The following is a 21,822-nucleotide window of genomic DNA, read 5'->3' as shown; positions in this document are numbered from 1 at the left end:
CAATTGGTCTTAATGCGCCTCGCCCCAGCTGCGCCCAACTCCCGCATCCGCGGTCAGCGGGATCGAAAGCTGAAGGACGGGATCGCAGGCCGTCTCCATCACTCTGCGTACCACCGCAGACGTTTCTTCAACTTCTGCATCCGGGACTTCAAAAATCAGTTCATCATGCACCTGCAACAGCATCTTGGCTTTCAGGTCCGTCTGTCCCAACGCCGCTTCCATCCGGATCATTGCCCGCTTGATGATATCCGCCGCGGTTCCCTGGATCGGCGCATTGATCGCCGCCCTCTCGCCAAAATTCTTGCGCATCGGGTTCTTTTCATTGATCGACGGCACATGGATATGGCGGCCAAACAGGGTTTTCACGTAACCGTACTTATGGGCAAAAGCCTTGGTTTCATCCATATAGCGCTGGATACCGGGAAACCGGGCGAAATAGGCATCGATATAGTCCTTGGCATCCTTGCGCGAAATCCCGAGACTTGCCGCAAGGCCAAAGGCTGACTGGCCATAGATAATGCCAAAGTTGATCGCCTTCGCCTGACGCCGGACCATCGGATCCATGCCCTCAATCGGAACATTAAACACCTGGTGTGCCGTGATCGCGTGAATGTCCTGCCCGTCCGCAAAAGCCTGTCGAAGGGCATCTTCCTGGGCGATTTCCGCGACCAGCCGCAACTCGACCTGTGAATAGTCAACGGACAGCAGCTTGCAGCCCTCTTCAGCAATAAAGGCATCGCGGATCTTGCGGCCCTCTTCTGTCCGCACCGGAATATTCTGCAGATTGGGATCAGAAGATGACAAGCGTCCTGTTGAGGCAATTGCCTGGGCATAGGAAGTATGCACCCGCCCGGTCAATGGATTGATCTGTTCCTGCAGCGCATCGGTATAGGTGCTTTTCAGTTTGGCCAGCTGCCGCCAGTCAAGAACACGGGCAGGCAGGGCATGACCTTCAGCGGCAAGTCCTTCAAGAATATCAGCCCCGGTTGCATAGGACCCGCTTTTGCCTTTTTTGCCCCCCGGCAGTCCCATCTTGTCAAACAGCAATTCGCCAAGCTGCTTGGGCGATCCGATGGTAAAGCGCTCTCCGGCCATTTCATGGATTTCACTCTCCAGGGCGACCAGACGCTGGGCAAAATCATTGGACAGACGGTGCAGGAAAGGACGGTCTGCCTTGATGCCACGCTGCTCCATACGCGCCAAAACAGGTACGAGCGGCCGTTCAATGGTTTCATAAACCGTGGTCATCTTTTCCGGTACCAGCCGGGTTTTCAGCGCTGCATGAAGCCGATAGGTAATCAGCGCGTCTTCGGCGGCATAGTCCAGCGCCTTGTCCAGCGGCACCTTGTCAAAGGTCACCTGGGATTTCCCGGTCCCGACAACCTCTTTGAACTTGATCGTTGTATGGCCAAGATGCAGTTCCGCCAGCTCATCCATGCCATGACCATGCAGACCGCCTTCCAGAACATAGGAAAGCAGCATCGTGTCATCAATCGGGGCAACATCGATCCCGTTGCGCGAGAGAATCACCATGTCGTATTTGATATTCTGACCGATCTTCAGAACTGAAGGATCTTCGAGCAGTGGCTTCAACAGCTCCAGCGCCCGGGCCTTAACAATCTGCCTGGGGCGATCCGCTGATCCGCCCATCAGGTCAAGCCCGCCATCGCCATCTTCAGAAATAGAACTGTGATCAAGTGGAATATAACAGGCACGGTTGCCACCGGTCGAAAGACTGACGCCAACCAGATTGGCCTGCATCGGATCAAGTGAAGTCGTTTCGGTATCAACCGCCACGGATCCTTTTTCCTTCGCTTCGGCGATCCAGCTGATCAGCCTGGCCTCGTCCTGTACCAGTTCATATTCCGGCGCAGCGTTCACAGCAACGGCCTCATTGACCACCTCCATCGGTGCTTCGCCCAGACGGGATGCCAGACGGGCCAAAAGTGACTTGAAACCATTGATCTCCAGAAATGGGCGCAGTTGATCGGGGATAAATTCCCGGGTCGCAAATTCGTTCAGCGACACCTCAACCGGCACGTCCTGTTTCAGCTCGACAAGGCGGCGACTGATCCGTGCCAAATCAGCATTTTCCAGTAATTTCTCGCGGCGTTTGTTCTGCTTTATCTCCCCGGCGCGAGACAAAAGAGTTTCCAGATCCCCATATTCCTGGATCAACTGGGCGGCTGTCTTGATTCCAATTCCCGGTACACCCGGGACGTTATCAACAGAATCCCCCGCCAAGGCCTGCACATCAACCACCCGGTCAGGCCCGACCCCAAACTTTTCAAACACCTCATCCGGCCCGATGGTCTTGTTCTTCATCGGATCAAGCATGGAAATGCCCGGCTGCACCAGCTGCATCAAATCCTTGTCCGAAGAAACAATGGTCACTTCCATTCCAGCAGCCTTGGCTTGCATCGCATAGGTCGCGATCAGGTCATCGGCTTCGTAACCGCGCATCTCGATCGAAGGCAGGTTAAGCGCTTCCGTCGCTTCCCGGATCAGGGCGAACTGCGGAATAAGGTCCTCAGGCGCCTCTGGACGCTGGGCTTTGTACTGATCATAAATCTCCATGCGGAACGAATCGCGCCCGGCATCAAAGATCACGGCAATGGCGTCGGCTTCCATATCATCACGCAGCTTAAGCAACATGTTGGTGAAGCCGAAAACCGCATTGACGGGCGTGCCATCGGGACGATTCATCCGTGGAATGCCAAAGAAAGCCCGGAAAATATAACCAGAGCCATCGACGAGGTAGAGGTGTTTGTAAGGTGCGCTATCAGTCATGCGGCACAGAATGCCCAAGCCGTCAGATGAAGTCGAGCTATTACTTCAACGGGAATAGCTGATTGTGCCAACAGGTTTGAAATTCTGGTCAGGGGATAAATCTGATCCATGAGAAATCTCCTCCTGAGGCAGAACTAATGTTTGATCTGAAGCTCTTCATAGACATGGCTGTATTCGGCGACCTGTTCGTCGCAGAGAATGATTTCGAGGGTTTGCGGATCCCAGAAAGCATTTGCTTCGCCACAGGACTTCAGGCGCAAGGTAATTTTTTTGGGCAAATCAAAAGAGCTTTCAACAAAGTTCTCAAACTCATCCAAAATCCCGTGAACATGCAACCATTCCCGATACCCTCTGTATTGCGGGTCTGGCTCGTCTTCAATCACGGTGAGTTTGTCAACCACCAGCAAATCACCCAGCAGATAGGGTGCAAGCAGATCTTCCCACCCCCTCATCGTCTTTTGATAGGTCTGTTCACAGTTGGTCGTGATCAAGTCTTCCAGACCAAAGTCTTTGGGCAGATCAACATAGACTTCCTTATCCGATCCATAAACCAGACAGAGGTGCTGAAGCAATCTTTCTGAATCGAGAGAATGGGGTCCGGGCTCGCCGGATCTGTCGACCTCCTCATCCTCGCTCAAAACCAACCAGTAAAGCGCCGTGGCAAAAAGATAGTTATCGAGCTTGATCTCCCGCGCCTCGCTCATCTCCCCCTGCTTCAGCTCTTCGGTCAGGGCCAGTACAGAAAAAGCATCGGCAGCATCTTCCTCGCGCCCGGGCAAAGGCAGGTCAAAAATCGAAATCAGGGCGTGTCCGGCTTCATGATACAGTGTCAAAAGCACATTACCGGCAATAAACTCCTGTTCACTCAGGGGGGCTTCCGGCTCTGCAGCCTCTGACGGGCCTCCTGCAAGAACCAGAAGCGCAAAAGACAATAGAACCGCAATATTTGCCGCCTTGAGCCCCTGTATTCTCTTGCCCCAAAAAGCTGTTAAGCCCATCCCTCGCAATTCCTTACCCTGCCAATTCTAATATATTATACCGTTCATCAGGCCCTTGATCCCAAACCTGTAAACGACAAAGCCCTGCGGCAATCAACGCAGGGCTTTAGGCCAAACACACCTGTTGCAAACCAGCCAGACAAGCCCCCAAGCTCTCCTAGAAACTAATAGTAAGCTAGTGGTTCTTTGCTTCCAACATTTGTACCCGAACTTGCCGATGAGGGATGCAAATGTTGGAATCGAACCACTAGTGGCCGGCAGACCCGCTTGCGCCCTCTTTCAGGGTAAAGTGCTTGCTGCAATAGGGGCAGGTAATCTCGTTCTTGCCATCCATGTTGAGATAAACAAGCGGATGACCCTCGCCACCCTTCCCGCCATCACAGGCGACAACTTTGGTTTCAACAACGATGCTATCTTTCACGGCCATGATTTTTTCCTGACTTTGCTGTTGCTGGTATCCTTTGACGGAGCTCCAGTTACAGCTTTATTGATGTGACAGTCTTTATTAACAGACGAACAGTCACTATGTAATGAACCTGAATTTCTTTTACCGCCCGACCCGAAAAGTTTCCAGCCCCTTTTTCTGCCGAAACCCCCTATAGTAAAGTAAGCGAAGACGTAATGCCCGACGATCATACACTTGCCCATCAGGTTACACCCGAAGCGACACAAAAGGATACTGCAGGAATGCCTACCTATGCCGTTGAACTGGAAGGTCTGAACAAGGTATACAAAGCCGCAGGAAATGCCGGTGAAAAGCGGGCGCTGAGTGATATTAATCTCAAGATTCCCCGCGGCAGTATCTTTGGCCTGCTCGGCCCGAACGGCGCAGGCAAGTCGACCATGATCAATATTCTGGCAGGGCTGGTGAACAAGACCAGCGGAACAGCCCGGATCTGGGGTCATGATATTGAAAAGGAAATGCGTCCTGCCCGTATGGCCATTGGTGTTGTCCCCCAGGAGCTGAACTTCGACCCCTTCTTTACCCCCCTGGAACTGCTGGAACTGCAGGCCGGACTTTACGGTGTCCCCAAAAGCGAGCGCCGCAGCGCCGAAATCCTCAAGGTCATGGGGCTGTCTGACAAGGCCAAGACCTATACCCGCAGTCTCTCCGGCGGCATGAAGCGCCGCCTGATGGTCGGCAAGGCCATGGTTCACAGTCCACCTGTTCTGGTGCTGGATGAGCCCACTGCCGGGGTTGATATCGAATTGCGCCAGCAACTCTGGGCCTATGTGCGCGAACTGAACAAACGCGGCACCACCATCCTGCTGACCACCCACTATCTTGAAGAAGCCGAAGAGCTCTGTGACCAGATCGCGATCATCAATCATGGTCAGGTCATTGCCTGCGATACCACCAAAGCACTGCTGGCCAGGATCGAAAGCAAAACTCTGTCACTTTCTCTCGGCGAAGACCTCACTGTGATCCCGGAAAACCTGAAAGCTTTCCACGTCGATCTGGTTAACCCGCGGCAGTTGACCTTTACCTACAAAGCGCAGGACGGTCAGATCTCGGACATCCTCAATGCCGCGACCACTGCCGGTCTGGTCATCGAGGATGTCACTACGGATCAGGGCGATCTTGAAGATATCTTCCTGCAGCTGACCCGCGGCGCCCACGCAGCAGAAAGCTGAGCCACAGAAAACGGAACGAAAGCAACCGGGAGACAGAACGTAATCGGGTGATATCATCCCCTCTGCAGTGTCTCCCTTCCAACCCGCTTGCTTTGCCCCGGCCTGCAGGTGATACTTGCCAGAATTCTGGTTAAGGGACTGTTGCGCATGCTATTTTCTCGACAGGTCGTGTCACGACCGATCGTGCTGCTGCTTCTGCTCGGGCTGCTGTCTGCCTGCGCCCCCCGGCTTGCACCTCCCGGCAACATGACCAATGCCGCAGCCCTCACCCCGGACAGCCTGATCACCGATGACGGGCTGGCTTTACCGCTGCGCAGCTGGCTTCCGAAAAATCAATCCGCTAGCGAAACAAAATTGAAGTTCCTCCCGGAGACAGCAAGCGAACCGACCTTGCCGAAACCCAAAGCTGTTATTCTTGCCCTGCACGGCTTCAACGATTACTCCAACGCCTTCGACGCGCCGGGAAGATATTGGGCAAAAACAGGTATCGCGACCTACGCCTATGACCAGCGCGGTTTTGGCGCCGCCCCGCATCGCGGTCTCTGGGGTGGACATGACCGCATGATCGCCGACCTGCGCAACGCCATTGCCCGGCTGCACGACAAGCACCCCGATACCCCCCTGTTTCTGGTCGGTGAAAGCATGGGGGGAGCCTTGATTATGGCCGCATTACAGGAAAGCCTCCCTCTAGAGGTTGACGGCATCGTGCTCTCTGCCCCTGCGGTCTGGGCCCGGCAAACCATGCCCTGGTATCAACGCGCCTCGCTCTGGCTGGTTGCCCACACCACCCCCTGGGCCAGCTTCACCGGCAGCGGTCTGAAGATCCAGGCCTCGGATAACATCCCCATGCTGATCGGTCTGGGCAAAGACCCGCTCGTCATCAAGTCTACCCGCATTGACGCGGTCTATGGTCTGACCGACCTGATGGATGCCGCTTATGAAGCCCCCGGCAACCTCACCCTGCCCGCTTTGTTGCTCTATGGCAAAAAAGACGAGGTCGTACCCTGGGAACCCACCCGGGATGTCTGGCAGAGTCTGCCTAACGGTATCGCGGGCGATCAACGCGCGGCTCTCTATGAAGAGGGCTGGCACATGCTTTTACGTGATCTGCAGGCTGAAACCGTTCTCAAGGATATTGCAAGCTGGGTTGCCAACCCCGATGCCCCCCTGCCCTCTGCTGCGGACGGCAAAGCCCGAAAAGTTCTGGAGGATGAGGATACTGTGCCTCAAACTGGCGAAGCACCAGAACTTCAGCAATAAACCCGAACGGTAGTTCACAGAGATTTTACAGCGCTGACTATTGGTCTTTACCAAACCTGCCCCATATCCTGTTCTTCAGATATCGCAAAGGTGATGGAGGATCTTGTGACCCGGAAAAACTATACAAAAACCAAGGAAGCACTCGCGAAGCTGACCCCGGAACAATACCGTGTCACACAGGAAAGCGGGACCGAACGCCCCTATACTGGTGAATACTACAAAAATACCGACGCCGGAATTTACGTTGATATCGTCTCGGGAGAGCCGCTCTTTGCTTCTTCAGACAAGTTCGACAGCTTCTGCGGTTGGCCCAGTTTCACCAAACCGATTGTGACAGAAAACGTTGCGGAACTGCGCGATTCCACCCATGGCATGGAACGGGTCGAGGTGCGCTCACAGCACGGCGACAGCCACCTTGGCCATGTCTTTACCGACGGACCACAGGACAGGGGCGGACTGCGCTATTGTATCAACTCGGCCTCGTTGAGGTTCATTGCCAAAGAACAGATGGAAGCCGAAGGTTATGGCGACTATATCGATCAGGTAGAGGAGTAACAGCATGTCAGACAGAGACCATACAATAACAGAGCGCGCTGTCCTTGCGGGTGGCTGTTTCTGGGGTATGCAGGATCTGATCCGCAAGCTTCCCGGTGTGGAACAGACCCGGGTGGGCTATACAGGTGGCGACGTCAAAAACGCCACCTATCGTAACCACGGCACCCATGCTGAAGGTATCGAGATCCTGTTTGATCCCGCAAAAATTTCCTTCCGGCAGCTGCTGGAGTTTTTCTTCCAGATCCACGACCCGACCACCCCGAACCGTCAGGGCAATGATCGCGGTCCTTCCTATCGCTCGGCGATCTACTACACCAGCAACCAGCAACAACAGGTCGCACTGGATACCATCGCCGATGTGAATGCCAGCGGGCTCTGGCCCGGCAAGGTGGTGACCGAGGTCGAACCTGCCAGTGACTTCTGGCAAGCCGAGACAGAACATCAGGACTATCTGGAACGCATCCCCAACGGCTATACCTGCCACTTCCCGCGGCCGCAGTGGAGCCTGCCAAAACGGGCGGTCGCTGAATAACACCCAGATAAACACCCAGATAAACACCCAGACAAACACCCAGACAAACACAGGGAACCACAAAGGGGCCTGCTGCTATTGAGCAGGCCCCTTTGGATTATTATAGCAAAGCTAAAAAGCTCTTTGTAGCTCAGGGTTGATCCGGATCTGGCAGGTGATACCGACGGATCACCGGGTACTGGCTGAAGATAAAAGCAACCATCAAACCCATTGAGCCGAAAATCTTGAAGTTCACCCAGAAGCTTTCCGACTGGGTCCGCCAGACGATCTCGTTCAGCACCGCCATGGCGATAAAATAAAGGCCAAAGCGGAAGGTCAGAATGTGCCAGCCCTCATCGGTCATGTTCCAGGATTTTTCCATCAGCGGCTTGATCAGCGGGCGCTTGAAAATGAACAGCCCGCCCAGCAGCACGACAGCAAAGATCGCCTGCACGATGGTTGGCTTCATCTTGTAAAAGCTCTCGTCGTCGAAATAGACCGTCAGCCCGCCAAAGATCATCACAATCACAGCGGTAAACAGCGGCACCTTGGGGATTTTTTTATCATAGAACAGCGAAAAGCCGATGCCGATCACTGTTGCCAGCATCAAACCGGCTGTTGCGGCGATAAAAGCCTTGGTGCCGACCAACACCTCAATCGGATAAGCCTCTATAAAGCGGTCGAACCCATAGTAAATCGCGAAAAAAACTGCGATGGGACCATATTCAATCGCGGGTCCCATCCAACCCGGCTTTTGACGTGACATACTCTACTCCCTCTGTGCCCGGAAACCGGACGAATAACCAACAGAACCGAAGACGGCCCGAGAGCCATCAAACATCTTTCATATCCCTGACGCACAGAAAGCCACAAAGCAGCCGGACAAGACAAGAAAAAATCCGCCCCTGCGCCCTTGACCGACCTGACTGACAGGTAAAAGGTAAGCAAAAGAGAATAATAGAGCGACATCATCCCCAGATTTTTCCAGCAACTCTGACCGAACCAACCGAAAGATAGAGACCGGACCAATACGGGCAGCGAATCAGCTCCTTGGCCATTTTGCCTCTTTACCTCCCCCGATGCTTGCAGTAATGTCCGCCCCATCGGCTCTATATCCCTAGGGGATATCATAAGCACCCGTAGCTCAGCTGGATAGAGTGCTGCCCTCCGAAGGCAGAGGTCACAGGTTCGAATCCTGTCGGGTGCGCCAAATTTTTGATTAATGTAAGCCACTTAATCAAAGTGTAGAATTATCCTCATATATTATAAATGAGATGTCCCCCAAGAACCCCCTATACTATTATAAGGCAATTTCTCCAATCCTTTAGTATTGGTTGGAATTTACGCATATTTTCAATACGAAATATATGAAATACCGAGAAACACTAAGTGGAATAATCGATAACCTGTTATTGGTAGTAATTTTTTTACGCTAATGTCTTTAGATAAGTATCAGTCTGGCAAAACGATGTCGTTCCACTTCACCCTATGTTCATGTGAAATAGCTGGTTCAACTTTGAGCAACGAAGTGTAGTGTGGAAATATATCAGCAGGGTTCTGCACCAAACGAAGGTAATATCTCATAGTTGGTATCACACCATTTGCGATGACCTGACAGCCGGTGCGTTCTCTCACCTCTTTGATCTTTTTAGCCACTTCATCAGTCTGTCCGCAGTTTTTATGAGTTGTAAGAACATAAAAACGATCAACACGACGAGTTACCAGTTTTTTTGCCGCATCAGTCACAAGGCCAAGCGAAACGGGGATACCGTGTTTAACCTCAATTGCTTCAAAAACTGTGCCATCATTTTTCTTAATCTCGATGTCGCCTGTGGCACCGGTCTGCGAGTCGGCGGCGCTATGAAGCTCAAGGTTTGCCAAGTCCAGCCCCTCAAAGCGTTTAAGTTCTGGCATAATGAGCTTGTAAAGACTGTGCAGCGCGAGAACCGGCAATCTTGATTGACCTCGAGATTTATAGTCAGCAAAAAAATGTGCCTCAAAATGCCCCATAATAGTACTGATGTCGTCTATTCGTGGTTCGATCAAATCAATCTTTTTGGCGTTCCGACGAACCACTTGCCCGAGAAAAAGATAGTTGAGCATGCACTTAGCATCAGCACCACCTTCTTCAAGTGCGTGATAACAAGCTAGAAATTCATCCTTTACCGCTCTTATATTCTCATCATAGGTCAGAATATAAGGCTTGGGACGCTCCAACGTCCGAGTTTGCCATCCGGATTTAGCACCATCAAAGTCCTGATCTCGAAGGAAAGGGTAGACGACATTTTCACTGACCCCGCGATGGTTAAAGTGTTGGGGGTCCTGTATCTGAATTTGGTGAAAGCGAACATCTACTTCTGGGTAAGCAATCTTAATTGCAATACCAGTAACCAGGTTAGTGAAAGCTGCCGTAGCCGAGCTATCCGCCTCATCGTTCATCGTATCTAAACTCGCCCTCAGGCCTTCGGGTAGGCCAAAGGTTTTATCTACAGTATCGTCGCGGCCCACTTCATCCCCAACAACAAGAGCTTCATTTAGTGCTTCTAAGATCAGGTTATTGTGTTCTGTGTAATCGCTCAAAGGGAAACTCGTTTCTTTGTAATGTATGAGGTAGAAATTTTTGAATTCTTACGTTGTTTGACAGAAAAATTCATTTGCTTGCTTTGAGGTAACGTGAATGGGTACGCAATCATGTATTTGCCATGCGGAATGGCAATATTTGTCTCACGTGTCCTAACATCGTATCGCATTTCTCTTAGCCGCGTTGCTAATTCATCAAATGTTGACACTTGAAAGGCATCTGCCAGTTCAGTCATAAGATCACTTTTGTCTAAATATTTGGAACAACGCCGGAAGTCAGAGACATACCTAGCAAACTGAAGAATTGCATCCCTCTTCGGCGCCGTAAATTTTGAAATCTGAAAGAATGGATATGGCTCTGTAAAATGCCCGTACAGTTCGAACAAAGAACCAAATGAACTCACTGACCGCACCCACTCATCAACAGCATTCCACAAAAGCTGCGGGGCACTCAGCCCCGTTCCATAAAGTGATAGGTTCAATGTAGCAGTTGGAGTGCCTGAAAAATCACGGGCAGAGGACCACACATCAATCGCTACTTCAGCAGTTAACTTACCACGAGCTTCGAAAAAGACATCCAGATGATGCCTATCGTCTCTCGCGGTACCTTTCACATTCACTTTGGGTGCTGAAACTCCGCGAGGTGAAAGTGAAAACTGAAAATCTTTCTCACCTTTCGCGATAATTACGCTTCCATTACGTTTCCTCTGTATCTGCCCATGAAGGTTTCGCGTCTTTGCAGCCTTCACCCCTTTTCTTTTGTCGAAGGTTAGGTGCTCTTCTTCGCCCAGTAGATCCAGTTTTTGTGGTGCTTCAAAGATCTGATGTGCTACGGCTTGGGCTAAACGAAAAGCGATTTTTGGGGAAACGGAATTGCCAATTTGCTTTACGACAGATGCTCGTTCTCCATGAAAACGATAGTCCTGAGGGAATCCTTGGATCGCTTTATATTCGTTAATCGAAAAGTAACGATTATCCCAATGAAGCGGCCCCGTATACTTTCCAGGGCTAGCTATGATGGTTTTCATCGGATACTCACGATGGGCCTTATAGAGAAAATCGGAAAACCGAGATCTATATGCAAAGACTGGATTTGGGTGTCCGCGCTTGGCCGTAAAGAATAGGTAATTTTGTCCTTCGGGTACCTCGGGCAACAGATGTGAATATTTGCCGCCCTCAAACTTCAGACTATCAGCCTCTGCATTTGGTACTTTCAAGCCTCTGAATGCATCCTCGGGAGAAACGTGCTGCATGTCATCGCAAGAGTCAGGTCCAAACAGCGGACGTGGGAACATGAACGGCTCTTTAGAGCGATGCCCGACTAAGAACATTCGTTCGCGATGTTGCGGAACCCCATAATCAGCGGCGTCTAACAGCCGATAATTAACTGAATAACCAAGTTCATTGAAAGCGGCGACTATCGCAGCCCAATCTTGACCTTTGTTGGTTGCTAAAATACCCCGTACATTCTCAAAGACAAACGCCTTAGGCTGTAGATGCCTAATGATGTCGCGGTAGGCTTCAAAGAGATTGCCTCGGTCGTCCAGCCGTCCGGCCGCCCCCCCCGCTCTTCGTCCAGAAGCTGAAAAACTCTGACAAGGGGGGCCACCAACAACGAGGTCAATATTGTCTGGAAGAGTATTAAAATCAATTGCACGAATGTCACCGCAGTGAATATCTGAGTCATCAGAAGTAGAAAAACCGCGGTTGAGCCTGAGAGTTTCACAACAATCTCTCTCAATGTCAGAGGCATAGACTATATCGAAGCCAGCTTGTTTGAAGCCCAAGTCGAGGCCACCCGCACCGGCAAAAAAACTTGCTACACGGGTTGGTTTCACGTCTGATCTCCCGAACCCTGCATTTTTCAGTTTATTCCTCATAATTCGTTGATGACCCTCGCAGATCTAGTTGACCTTAGGTGGCGACGATTTCAAACACGAGTAAAAAGTTGTATTTTTGGCTCTTGGCCGCTTCGAACACAATACTATTCTTAGTAGGGTGTACCTTTGGGATATTCGGATTATCAACTATTTTTCACACTAGTTATTGCTATATGTTCCAACCCCAGATAACAAGAAAATGGTAGACAGAAAATATAGTTTTTTTAAGTGTTGATAAGTTAATACTCCACCAGATTTACGATTTTAAGCTTTTTAATAACAGCATAAATCTAACCTTTAGACACCACAAATTTTCAATAAGACATATTTTAAGGGCTGTATCAGATAATACCAAATAGGTGTTATTTTAGAGAGAAAGAGTCGTTTAAGCCAATCGAAACAAGAGCGTTTACTCGAACTTTCCGAAATCTTTGATCGTCTTGACCAACTTCCATTATTTCAACGCCGTTGGTGCACCCCAGTGAACGGGCACCAACGGCGTGCACTTCCGGCACAGGCGATATAGACGGAGAGATCAATAGCTGTCGGTCTTGCCTGTCTCAATCGCCTGGCGGAGGGCGGTTTCGGGCCAGCTGTTCTGCCCGCCGCGCGCCTCGATTTCAACCAACTGAGCCCGGGCGGCTTCAATCTTGCCCGCATCGACAAGTCCCTGTCCCATATAGGAACGAGCAAGGAGGTTGTCCGGATCTGCCTTCAGCGCGGCTTCATAATATTGCATCCCGACATCCGTCCGGCCCACCTTGCGATGGGTAAAGCCGTAATAGGTCAACACACGGCTTTCAGACTGATCAGACATTGCCGCAAGAGTATAGAGTGCCCCGTTATATTCCCCTGCATAAGCCAGTTCGCGCACGGCGTTGTAACGGGTATCATCATCAAGCCGACTGTCGCGTGCATCCACACAGGTCTTTGTCTTCTGGTCCCAGATTTTATGGTTTCCGCAAACCTTGGTGGTCTCGGTTGGTTTAGGGGGGGTGTTATCGGAAGACCCCGCAGCAAATGCAGCCATGGGAAGGAGGAGGGCGGTGGTAAGAATGAAAGTGCGCAAGGTGAACTCCTTTTTGGTTGGGGTGTATAAAAGACTTACGCCCCAGTGCCGCTAAAAATTCTCCGTATGCATATTTTTTTGATAAAAACCGGAATTTCAGCAACGCCAGATAAATATTTTCCCATGTTTTTTCTGAGCTTTAAAAAAAATTCCCCCACCCAAGAATAATTTTCCCTGCCCAAGCGTAATCCTTTCAAGAGTGCCGCTCATGGTTACTCTTTCAAAACCCATCAGGAGTTACTCATGAAAGTCTCTACTCTGTTTACCCTCGCATTTCTGACTGTGGGCCCTAGCCTGGCCTATGCCGGATCCGACGCAAACCTGACGGCGGAAAACGGCATGACGCTTTATACTTTCGACAAAGACACAGCTGGTGCATCGGCCTGTTATGGTGGCTGTGCTGATAAATGGCCGCCCTACATTGCAGCTGAAGGCACCGAAATTCCGGGGCTCACGACAATTGAACGCCAGGATGGCAGCAAACAATGGGCAAAAGACGGCAAGCCGCTTTACTTCTGGATGGGTGATTCAAAACCTGGAGATACCAGCGGTGATGGCCTGGGGGGTGTCTGGCACATCGCACACTGATAATACCTTTAAGGGGGCGCCAGGATCTTGTCTTGCCGCCCCTCGCTAACCCTTCAGCCAAAGGTAAAGACAGGTTGTAATCGTGGCAGAAATGGTCATCATAGGGTCACAACCCAAGCGCGCCGATCTTCATAGTCAGCACGTCTGGAGACCCGGGGATCATCCTTCTGTTCATAAGATCGAGGCCAGTGTGACAGCAGCAGATCAGTTCAAAACTGAAATGATCGGACTTTTGCCGAGGTTACACCGCTTTGCCTTGACCCTGACACGCTCAGGTCCTGATGCCGATGATCTTTTACAGGATGCCTGCACCACTGCGTTACAGAAATGGCATCAATTCGACCCGGCGCAACCGCTGGACCGCTGGATGTTCCGTATCCTTCGCAACCTCTGGATCAGCGAGACACGCAAGCGCAAAGTTCGCCAGGGTCAGGGGCAAGTCCCCGCCGAAGAAGCAACCAGGCTTCAGGCCGAAAATGCCGATGATGCTCTCAAGGAGAAACAGTTACAGAACAAGGTCAGCGCCCTGCCGGACGAGCTGTCGCAGCCCTTGATGCTGGTCTGCGCTGAAGGCTACAGCTACCGCGAAGTCTCTGCACTGTTGGAAATTCCGATTGGAACTGTTATGAGCCGCATTCACCGGGCGAGAAAACTATTGGCGTCCGAGCTCGGCGAAGAGGAGCGTATCGCGACATGACAGATCTTTCGATCAGATTAAGCGCTTATCTGGATGGCGAACTGGATGCCGTTGAAGCTCTGGCGATCGAAGCATTGCTGGATTCCGATCCTGAAGCCCGGGCCGAGCTGGATGCGCTGATGGCGGCCAATACGATCGCACAGGAAGAGTTTTCTGCCCTGCTGAAAGCGCCAATTCCACTGGCACTGGCACAAAAGATCAAATCGGCCCCTATTGATGATATTGCTGTCGAGTTACCCGCGCGCACGTCGTCGCTCCCCAGATGGGGAATGATCGCCGCAAGTCTAGCCCTGTTCGTTCTGGGAGGAACCAGCGGATACTTCCTTAAAGACCAGAGGACCTCTTTTAATACTGGCAGCAATATCGTGGTCGCCAATGCCGGGTGGTTGGCCCAGATTGCAGATTATCACGCGGTTTATTCTGGACAAAAGCGTCACCTTGTTGAGGTGGCAGCTACGGAGTCTGATCATCTCCAGAAATGGCTGGGCACAACTGTCGGGGCCAGCTTCTCCATCCCTGATCTGACAAAATTCGGCCTGACTTTCGAGGGCGGACGCCTTCTGGTTGCCAATGGCAAACCCGTCGGACAACTGATGTACCGGCAAGCTGACGGCACAGTCATCGCCTTGTGTCTGCAGAAGGGGACGACCGACAGCAAGACATCAAATTCAGGTTTCAAGGAACAGACCATCAAGGGATTTGATTTTGTTTCCTGGAATGCGAATGGGGCAAATTATGTTGTTATCGGCCCTGGTGGCCTGCCCAACCTGAGCGATATCGCCGCCTTCGCCGCAACGGAAATCTGAATATATCACGTAAAACGCCGTAATTCCGCCTGCTGATTCAGGCTATAAAGACTTGCTCTTGACAACATACCAACCGGTTGGTATTTTTTTGTCATGACCAAACCAAAAGCCGCCAAACCGGATGCCCGGGCAAAACTCCTGGATGCTGCCTTTAACGTCATCCGTGCCAAGGGCTACTGCGCGACCAGTGTCGATGATCTCTGCCGTGCGGCAGGCGTGACCAAGGGGGCGTTTTTTCATCACTTCAAAAGCAAGGAAGACCTCGGGGTCGCCGCGGCAGACTGCTGGGCCGAAATGACCGGAATTTTTTTCGCCACAGCCCCCTACCACGACCATGAAGACCCGCTGGAACGGGTGCTCGGCTATCTCGATTTTCGCCGGACCATTCTGCAGGGCGAGGTCAGGGAATTCACCTGTCTGGTCGGCACCATGGTTCAGGAAACCTATGACACGGCCCCGGCAATCCGTGATGCCTGTGAAGCCTGTATCAGCGATCATGCGGCAAAGATAGAAGCCGATATCGCCGCAGCACTGGACCATGCAAATCTCAAGCCGGACTGGAGCGCCAAAAGTCTCGCCCTGCACAGCCAGGCGGTGTTGCAGGGCGCCTTTATCCTGGCCAAAGCCCAGGGCGGTGCAGAAATCGCCGTGGACAGTATCGACCACCTGCAACGCTATATTCGCCTGTTATTCAACCGCCTCTAACTTGAAAGAACCGATTATGAGCACAAAACTCTTTATCAATCTTCCCGTTGCCAATCTTGAGCGTTCGAAAGCATTTTTTGAAAAGCTGGGTTTTTCCTTTAACCCGGATTTTTCCGACGATACCGCACTCTGCATGGTCATCAGCGAACACAACTTTGCCATGCTCCTCAGCCATGAAAAGTTCCAGAGCTTCACCCCCCGCAAGATTGCCGACGCCCATACCAGCAGCGAAGCCCTCGTCGCCCTGTCCCTCGACAGCCGGGAAGAGGTCGACCAGATGGTGGAAACAGCCTTTGCCCAGGGCGGAAGCGTGGTCCGCGACACACAGGATCTCGGCTTTATGTACGGACGGGCCTTTGCCGACCCCGACGGACATATCTGGGAGCCCTTCTGGTTTGACATGCCCGCCAATTCCTAGATCCCGTTAATGGAAAACAGCCAGTGGAGCACAGCCATGAGCAACACCCCTGATTATACCCTCAGCATCACCCGGATCATCGATGCCCCGCGCAGCCTCGTCTGGTCCTGCTGGACTGAGGCCGAACGGCTCAAACAGTGGTACTGCCCCAAACCCTGGAGCGTGCCAGAGGCTGATCTGGATGCAAGGCCCGGCGGTCGCATGAATATTGTTATGGCCGGACCCGATGGCGAGCGGATCGAGACTGTCGGCAGTTTTCTAGAAGTGGTCCCGCAACAACGGCTTGTCTTCAGCGATTCCCACAGCGAGGGGTTCATGCCGCGACCTGATTCTTTCATGACTGGGGTTGTTGAACTTTCTGACGAAGGCACAAACCGGACCCGCATGATCTGGAGCGCGCGTCATGCCTCAGCTGAAAGCAAACAGCAGCATCTTGAGATGGGTTTCGAGAGCGGCTGGAACAAAGCCGCTGACCAGTTAAATGAACTCACGCAAAGTCTGGTCTAGACGGCAATCTTTTGTAAGCCATCAGGAACCCAAATCGGAAACCCGCAAACGTGATTCTGGAGAGGAAAGCTTTATGGAACAGACCGCCAAAGTTCGTACCTGTCTTGGTTTTAATGGCAATGGTACGGAAGCCGTTGATTTTTATATTTCCCTGCTGCCAGACAGCTATATCGAAAACAGCTTCGGTCCCAATCCGGAAGAACCTCCGCTTGTCATCGAGTTCACCCTCGCAGGCGCTCCCTTTATGGTTCTCAATGCCGGCCCTCGATATACCCCCAGCGAAGCCGCCTCGATCAGCGTTTTGACCAAGGATCAGAAAGAAACCGACCATCTTTGGGATGCTCTGACCGCCAAAGGGGGGCAAGCAGGTCCCTGCGGATGGCTAAAGGACCCCTTTGGTGTCTCCTGGCAAATCGTACCGGAATTGATGCCCCGCCTCCTCTCGTCGCCGGACAAGGCGGCAGTCGCCCGAACAATGAATGCGATGATGCAAATGGGTAAACTTGATGGTGCTGCACTGCAGGCCGCCTTTAACACACCTCAATAATTCATCTTGAAAGGATAGATCTATGCCGACCTCTGATTTCCCCTATATCGATGGCTTTGTCGCCGCCGTCCCGACAGCCAACAAACAGAAATATATAGATTTTTCAAAAACCGCTGCCAAAATTTTCAAAAAATATGGGGCCTTGAGTCTTGTGGAATGCTGGGGCGATGATGTTCCGGAAGGCAAGGTGACTTCCTTCCCCATGGCTGTAAAATGCCAGGAAGATGAAACCGTTGTCTTCTCCTGGATTGCCTGGCCTGACAGCGCAACCCGCAACAGTGGTATGGAAAAGGTGATGAATGACCCTGAAATGCATTCAGAAACCAACCCTATGCCCTTTGACGGCAAGCGTATCATTTTTGGTGGGTTCAAGATGATCGTAAACGAATAACCTTCTTATCTACTTTCATTCCGGGTTATATCCCCAGGATTGCGCAATTTCTGTGATGAATTTTGCGTTATCACAGCAATTTTGCTTGTGAAGACTGAGCGCTTCCTCTCTATTGCCGCGTGCAAAGAAAAGTGATGATTCGCGTGGATTGGGTGGAAGAATAAATGGCTGTCGACAAGGAACTGTACGAGTTTCATTTTGGCTCGCTGGACGGCTGGGAAACTTTTGATGAAAAGCTCGACCAACCGATTGAAGACTGCTGTGTCATGGCGATGGATTTCTGTTCCTATAGCGCCTTTGTCCGCGAGACCAGTGACATTTCCCTGGCCCACAAAATGCTCAGTGCCTTCTGTGATGGCGCCCGTGATATCCTGATCGAAAGTGGCGCACTGGTTGACCGGGTGCAGGGCGATGGTCTGCTCGCCGTCTGGGGTGTGCACCACAAGGTTGATGCGCCCAAGATCCTCCAGGTTGCCGCCCGTATTCACACACTGGCCCAGAACACTGCCAGTGTGTGGCAGGACAGTATCGACCGGGTGATCGAAACCCAGGGCGCCCGCATCGGTTTGTCCTATGGCCCGGTGACCCTGTTGTCTTTACCCACCGCCTATCCAGGTTTCAGTCTTCTGAGCGAGATCGTCAATCTTGCCGCCCGTCTGGAAGCCCGCGCCGATCCCGGTACGGTGTTCATGACCAACCGCTTTGAAAACCTCCTGCCGCCACCCCTTCAGAAATCTTGCGAGAACCTTTCAGACGAAGACGGGCAGCCCGGCCTGAAACTGAAAAATGTTGGCCGGGTCCAGGCCTTCCGCTGGACACCCCCTGCCACGTAAAACGCCAAGGCCGCACCCGTTCTTTTTGGCGTTTGCTGTAGTGGCCGTCTGATAAAGCTTTGACTGTTCACGGCTTTCAAACAAGAGCTTGAACAAGCACGCGCTGTCGCCCCCCGCGCCAGAAACTATTCCTGCAGCTATTCCCGAAGCAAAACCTTATCAAAGCCCTTTTTTCCGGTTTTCCCTACCCCCCATCAGAACAAGTGGGCTTGAAAGCTCTATATTTAATTCACATATGAACGATCGTTCGTTTATTTAAATAATTAATCAAATCTCCTTTGACTTCAGTTCGGGGAAAAACAACCGTATCCAACCAGGCAGAAGAAGCATGATTGAAGACAGAACCCTGACCATTACCGCGCTGCTCACCACGTTTCTTCGCCCGATCCTGGTGACATGGCTTCTGACCTTGTGCGAGACAGCACTGACCGCCTTGATCCCCCTGTTTATCGGCTTTGCCATTGATGGACTTTTAGACAACAACACGGAGGCGCTTCAGCAACTGGCACTGGTCCTCGCGGCTCTTATGGGAGTTGCTGTAGCCCGCCGTGTCTACGACACACGCGTTTACGGAACAATTCGTGTCGAGGTCGGAAAGGTTCAGGTCGCCCGTGCCCGCAAGGTTCCCGTCTCAACCCTGAATGCACGCCTGGGAATGGCCCGTGAACTGGTCGATTTTCTGGAACTGGAAATCCCCGGGATAATGAATTCCGGGGTTCAGATCGTGGTATCCCTTATAATTCTGTACATATTTCATCCCGCCCTTTCCTGTGCTGCGCTCGTTGCTACCGCCCTGGCGATCCTGTTTTATGGCCTATGTCATCATCGGTTTTACCGCTTGAATGCAGATCACAACCAGCAGGTCGAGCAACAGGTGAAAATTCTGGAGGAAAAATCGGACCAGGCCGTCCTGTCGCACTTCACCAGATTGCGCAAAATCGAAATAAAACTGTCGGATACCGAGGCCTGGGTCTATGGCGCGATTTTTACCGTGTTTCTGGGCTTCATTGTTTTCAATCTTTGGTTTGCAGCCACAAACATCGAAACCACGGCAGGCACAATATTTTCCATCATCAACTATTCGTGGGAATTCGTGGAATCAGCACTGGTTTTACCAATGGCCCTGCAAAGCTGGTCACGCCTCTCAGAAATCACCCAACGTATTAACAACGCCGACTGAAAATACAGAAACACACAAGGAAATCACCTTTTCCTAGGCAAATTCCAGCGCCTGGTGATTATAAAGCTCCAGCAGGAACTCAAGATAGGCCGGGTGTGCGAAAAGATCGGGATAGCTTTTTGAATTGACCAGCTCTTCCTTCATAAACATCTGCACCAGCGGGAACAGTTTCTCGTCCAGCGAGAAACTCTGGCTGTCAAAACCGAGGGCAAAGCCTCCCTCCGGTGCCGCTGTGATGGCAAACTTGATGTACTCCGGCTTGATCAGGCTGGCCCCGTCTTTCAGCTCGCCTTCAAACTCGTCATCATAGAGCATTTCCTCACGCTCACTGTACTGGCCGAAGTCTTCGTGCGACGAGGCCGTAAAAAACTCGACCAGCCACTGGGGGAAATCTTCAGATGTCAGCGGCTCGACAAAGCTCTGGCGCAGGCTGTCAACCGCAGAGCTATCAAGCATAAAGCCTGCGCTGCCTTCGTCCAGTCCGGCACCAACATAGCGCTGGTCCAGATCTTCAAACTCGGCAAGGTACTGGGCATAGCCGGAAAAGAGCTCTGACAGCTTGGGCCCGAGAAAACCAACCGAATAGGTCAGCGCACTTTCCAGTGTCGTCCCCTCATGGGCAAAACGCGGCGGAACATAGATCACATCGCCACAGGTCACCTCAACCTTGTCACCGACAAAATCCTCGCTCAGGACCTTCAGCGGGATATCCGCGATATAGTTTTCCTCAAGGATGGCTTCACGTCCGATTTTCCAGCGCCGCTTGCCCTCCCCCTGCACCAGAAAGACGTGGTAGCTGTCAATATGCCCGCCGACGGATCCCCCAGGGGCCGAAAAGCTGACCATGATATCATCCATCAACCAGCGCGGAGCAAAGTTGAAGGAGCGCAGCAACAAAGAGGTTTCGGGGTGAAACTGTTCCACATGCTGAACCAGCAGGCTCCAGTCCCGTTCACCGGCTTTGGTGAAGCTCTCCTCAAGGAAGGGGCCGAAGTCGCAGGACCAGTTCTGCTGCGCGCCCGCCGTACGGACCATCCGTGATTGCGGGGCTTCTTCCATTGCAAGTCCGGCCAGTTCCTCCCCTGAAATCAGCTCCTCCATCACCTCTGCCCTGACCGCTCCACGCACCACAAAGGGACGACGGTTCCAATAGAGCCGATAGAAATCGGCGGCAGAAGGAAGCTGATCAAGGAGAGCAAGTTTGTCTGTCATATGTCCGATCCGGTACAGGCCTTCACAAGCGAGGCAGAAACAGGAAAATTCTCTCCGCTTATGGCACCGATTGGTGCCGGATAACAAGTCCCGGCTCACTTTATATGAGAATGTAGGTCAGGGTTACATTGGGAGCCCTGTCCAACCATCGGAGACGACCCCGTCTGATCCGTCTGCTAACTCGTCAACGACTCTCAAAAATTGATGTTGAAAGTTTGACTTGGTAATTGGACAAAATTTTCCAATATTTTCAGTGCCAGCTTTCAAACTTCTACAACACCAAAAAACGACGTTTATTTAGCATCACAAACAACACCAAAGGTTGTGCATCAAGCTATTTTATATAATGTTTGATTCGTTAGCAGAACTTCGGGAACCAACCCAAAGCGGACTTTTTGAGTATCTCTAATTAAAAGGAAATTGTGATGAGATACAGAAAGCCAAGTCTTAAAACTGCGCTTGGCATTACCAAGGCTAAAAAACGTATCAAGAAGAACTTGGGAATATATGAAGTTACAAAATACACAAATGCTTCAAAAAACGTGAATGGAAAAGTTAAACGAAAATCAGGATATTATACTGAGCCAATGAAATTTTTAAGATTTTTGATAAAATTATTTAAATAGAGCAAGACAAAGTCCTTTTGATTTCAAAAATTTA

At 51.6% G+C, this 21,822-nt stretch carries 23 protein-coding genes and 1 tRNA gene; 16 read left to right on the top strand and 8 right to left on the bottom strand.

Annotated elements, in window-relative coordinates; translation table 11 throughout:
* Nucleotides 1-9: 9 nt before the first annotated feature.
* The 3 genes from polA to B152_RS0101545 all read right to left on the bottom strand — a co-directional run bounded on the left by polA (nucleotide 10) and on the right by B152_RS0101545 (nucleotide 4,215).
* Complete coding sequence (polA, locus tag B152_RS0101560; RefSeq protein WP_020590616.1) at nucleotides 10-2,790, bottom strand: DNA polymerase I; 2,781 nt, start codon at nucleotides 2,788-2,790, stop codon at nucleotides 10-12.
* A 134-nt stretch (nucleotides 2,791-2,924) separates the two neighbouring features.
* Complete coding sequence (locus B152_RS0101550) at nucleotides 2,925-3,788, bottom strand: DUF4344 domain-containing metallopeptidase (RefSeq protein ID WP_020590614.1); 864 nt, start codon at nucleotides 3,786-3,788, stop codon at nucleotides 2,925-2,927.
* A 247-nt stretch (nucleotides 3,789-4,035) separates the two neighbouring features.
* The gene (locus B152_RS0101545) at nucleotides 4,036-4,215 is read right to left on the bottom strand and encodes a zinc-finger domain-containing protein (RefSeq protein WP_020590613.1); all 180 of its coding nucleotides are present in this window, start codon (nucleotides 4,213-4,215) and stop codon (nucleotides 4,036-4,038) included.
* Between the two features lie 194 nt (nucleotides 4,216-4,409).
* Between B152_RS0101545 and B152_RS22090 the strand changes: the two genes are divergently transcribed.
* The 4 genes from B152_RS22090 (at nucleotide 4,410) to msrA (ending at nucleotide 7,770) form a co-directional block, all read left to right on the top strand.
* Nucleotides 4,410-5,423, top strand: a complete 1,014-nt coding sequence (locus B152_RS22090) for an ABC transporter ATP-binding protein (RefSeq protein ID WP_020590612.1) — start codon at nucleotides 4,410-4,412, stop codon at nucleotides 5,421-5,423.
* Between the two features lie 147 nt (nucleotides 5,424-5,570).
* On the top strand, nucleotides 5,571-6,683 hold the full coding sequence (locus B152_RS0101535) for an alpha/beta hydrolase (RefSeq protein ID WP_020590611.1): 1,113 nt from the start codon (nucleotides 5,571-5,573) through the stop codon (nucleotides 6,681-6,683).
* 93 nt (nucleotides 6,684-6,776) lie between these two features.
* Nucleotides 6,777-7,238 (top strand): peptide-methionine (R)-S-oxide reductase MsrB, encoded by a 462-nt coding sequence (gene msrB, locus B152_RS0101530; protein WP_020590610.1) that lies wholly within the window; start codon nucleotides 6,777-6,779, stop codon nucleotides 7,236-7,238.
* A gap of 4 nt (nucleotides 7,239-7,242) precedes the next feature.
* Nucleotides 7,243-7,770 carry a peptide-methionine (S)-S-oxide reductase MsrA gene (gene msrA / locus B152_RS0101525; protein ID WP_020590609.1) on the top strand — a complete coding sequence of 176 codons (528 nt, stop codon included), beginning with the start codon at nucleotides 7,243-7,245 and terminating at the stop codon, nucleotides 7,768-7,770.
* Nucleotides 7,771-7,900: 130 nt separating this feature from the next.
* Here the strand turns inward: msrA and B152_RS0101520 are convergent, their stop codons facing one another.
* The gene (locus B152_RS0101520; protein WP_026261186.1) at nucleotides 7,901-8,515 is read right to left on the bottom strand and encodes a septation protein A; all 615 of its coding nucleotides are present in this window, start codon (nucleotides 8,513-8,515) and stop codon (nucleotides 7,901-7,903) included.
* Nucleotides 8,516-8,882: 367 nt separating this feature from the next.
* On the opposite strand from B152_RS0101520, the gene B152_RS0101515 reads away from it, so the two are divergent.
* A tRNA-Arg gene (locus tag B152_RS0101515) sits at nucleotides 8,883-8,959 on the top strand.
* Nucleotides 8,960-9,201: 242 nt separating this feature from the next.
* On the opposite strand, the gene B152_RS0101510 is transcribed toward B152_RS0101515, so the two are convergent.
* The 3 genes from B152_RS0101510 to B152_RS0101500 form a co-directional block, all read right to left on the bottom strand.
* Entirely contained in the window at nucleotides 9,202-10,329 is a 1,128-nt protein-coding gene (locus B152_RS0101510; RefSeq protein WP_020590607.1) for a hypothetical protein, read from the bottom strand.
* Nucleotides 10,326-12,167, bottom strand: a complete 1,842-nt coding sequence (locus B152_RS24860) for a DNA cytosine methyltransferase (RefSeq protein ID WP_157230771.1) — start codon at nucleotides 12,165-12,167, stop codon at nucleotides 10,326-10,328. Before B152_RS24860 ends, B152_RS0101510 begins: the two co-directional genes overlap by 4 nt.
* A gap of 577 nt (nucleotides 12,168-12,744) precedes the next feature.
* Nucleotides 12,745-13,278 carry a tetratricopeptide repeat protein gene (locus B152_RS0101500; RefSeq protein WP_020590605.1) on the bottom strand — a complete coding sequence of 178 codons (534 nt, stop codon included), beginning with the start codon at nucleotides 13,276-13,278 and terminating at the stop codon, nucleotides 12,745-12,747.
* A 243-nt stretch (nucleotides 13,279-13,521) separates the two neighbouring features.
* Between B152_RS0101500 and B152_RS0101490 the strand changes: the two genes are divergently transcribed.
* The 10 genes from B152_RS0101490 to B152_RS0101445 all read left to right on the top strand — a co-directional run bounded on the left by B152_RS0101490 (nucleotide 13,522) and on the right by B152_RS0101445 (nucleotide 19,950).
* Complete coding sequence (locus B152_RS0101490; RefSeq protein ID WP_020590603.1) at nucleotides 13,522-13,866, top strand: COG4315 family predicted lipoprotein; 345 nt, start codon at nucleotides 13,522-13,524, stop codon at nucleotides 13,864-13,866.
* A 91-nt stretch (nucleotides 13,867-13,957) separates the two neighbouring features.
* Nucleotides 13,958-14,563 (top strand): RNA polymerase sigma factor, encoded by a 606-nt coding sequence (locus B152_RS0101485; RefSeq protein ID WP_157230802.1) that lies wholly within the window; start codon nucleotides 13,958-13,960, stop codon nucleotides 14,561-14,563.
* On the top strand, nucleotides 14,560-15,369 hold the full coding sequence (locus tag B152_RS0101480; RefSeq protein WP_020590601.1) for an anti-sigma factor family protein: 810 nt from the start codon (nucleotides 14,560-14,562) through the stop codon (nucleotides 15,367-15,369). Before B152_RS0101485 ends, B152_RS0101480 begins: the two co-directional genes overlap by 4 nt.
* A gap of 93 nt (nucleotides 15,370-15,462) precedes the next feature.
* On the top strand, nucleotides 15,463-16,074 hold the full coding sequence (locus B152_RS0101475) for a TetR/AcrR family transcriptional regulator (RefSeq protein ID WP_020590600.1): 612 nt from the start codon (nucleotides 15,463-15,465) through the stop codon (nucleotides 16,072-16,074).
* Between the two features lie 16 nt (nucleotides 16,075-16,090).
* Entirely contained in the window at nucleotides 16,091-16,492 is a 402-nt protein-coding gene (locus B152_RS0101470) for a VOC family protein (protein WP_020590599.1), read from the top strand.
* Nucleotides 16,493-16,528: 36 nt separating this feature from the next.
* Nucleotides 16,529-16,999 (top strand): SRPBCC family protein, encoded by a 471-nt coding sequence (locus B152_RS0101465; RefSeq protein WP_033405544.1) that lies wholly within the window; start codon nucleotides 16,529-16,531, stop codon nucleotides 16,997-16,999.
* The gene (locus B152_RS0101460; protein ID WP_020590597.1) at nucleotides 16,974-17,546 is read left to right on the top strand and encodes a VOC family protein; all 573 of its coding nucleotides are present in this window, start codon (nucleotides 16,974-16,976) and stop codon (nucleotides 17,544-17,546) included. The genes B152_RS0101465 and B152_RS0101460 overlap by 26 nt, the downstream gene beginning before the upstream one ends.
* A 22-nt stretch (nucleotides 17,547-17,568) precedes the next feature.
* Entirely contained in the window at nucleotides 17,569-17,937 is a 369-nt protein-coding gene (locus B152_RS0101455; RefSeq protein ID WP_020590596.1) for a DUF1428 domain-containing protein, read from the top strand.
* Between the two features lie 164 nt (nucleotides 17,938-18,101).
* Entirely contained in the window at nucleotides 18,102-18,770 is a 669-nt protein-coding gene (locus tag B152_RS0101450; RefSeq protein ID WP_020590595.1) for an adenylate/guanylate cyclase domain-containing protein, read from the top strand.
* A 328-nt stretch (nucleotides 18,771-19,098) separates the two neighbouring features.
* Entirely contained in the window at nucleotides 19,099-19,950 is an 852-nt protein-coding gene (locus B152_RS0101445; RefSeq protein ID WP_020590594.1) for an ABC transporter six-transmembrane domain-containing protein, read from the top strand.
* Between the two features lie 33 nt (nucleotides 19,951-19,983).
* On the opposite strand, the gene B152_RS24855 is transcribed toward B152_RS0101445, so the two are convergent.
* Nucleotides 19,984-21,162 carry a cupin domain-containing protein gene (locus tag B152_RS24855; protein ID WP_020590593.1) on the bottom strand — a complete coding sequence of 393 codons (1,179 nt, stop codon included), beginning with the start codon at nucleotides 21,160-21,162 and terminating at the stop codon, nucleotides 19,984-19,986.
* 425 nt (nucleotides 21,163-21,587) lie between these two features.
* On the opposite strand from B152_RS24855, the gene B152_RS0101435 reads away from it, so the two are divergent.
* Nucleotides 21,588-21,788 carry a hypothetical protein gene (locus tag B152_RS0101435; protein ID WP_020590592.1) on the top strand — a complete coding sequence of 67 codons (201 nt, stop codon included), beginning with the start codon at nucleotides 21,588-21,590 and terminating at the stop codon, nucleotides 21,786-21,788.
* Nucleotides 21,789-21,822 lie beyond the last annotated feature (34 nt).

This window comes from Kiloniella laminariae DSM 19542 (assembly GCF_000374005.1).
GTDB classification, from domain to species: domain Bacteria; phylum Pseudomonadota; class Alphaproteobacteria; order Kiloniellales; family Kiloniellaceae; genus Kiloniella; species Kiloniella laminariae.
Note: the sequence above shows the minus strand (reverse complement) of the source record. Positions and strands in the feature narration are given on the sequence as shown.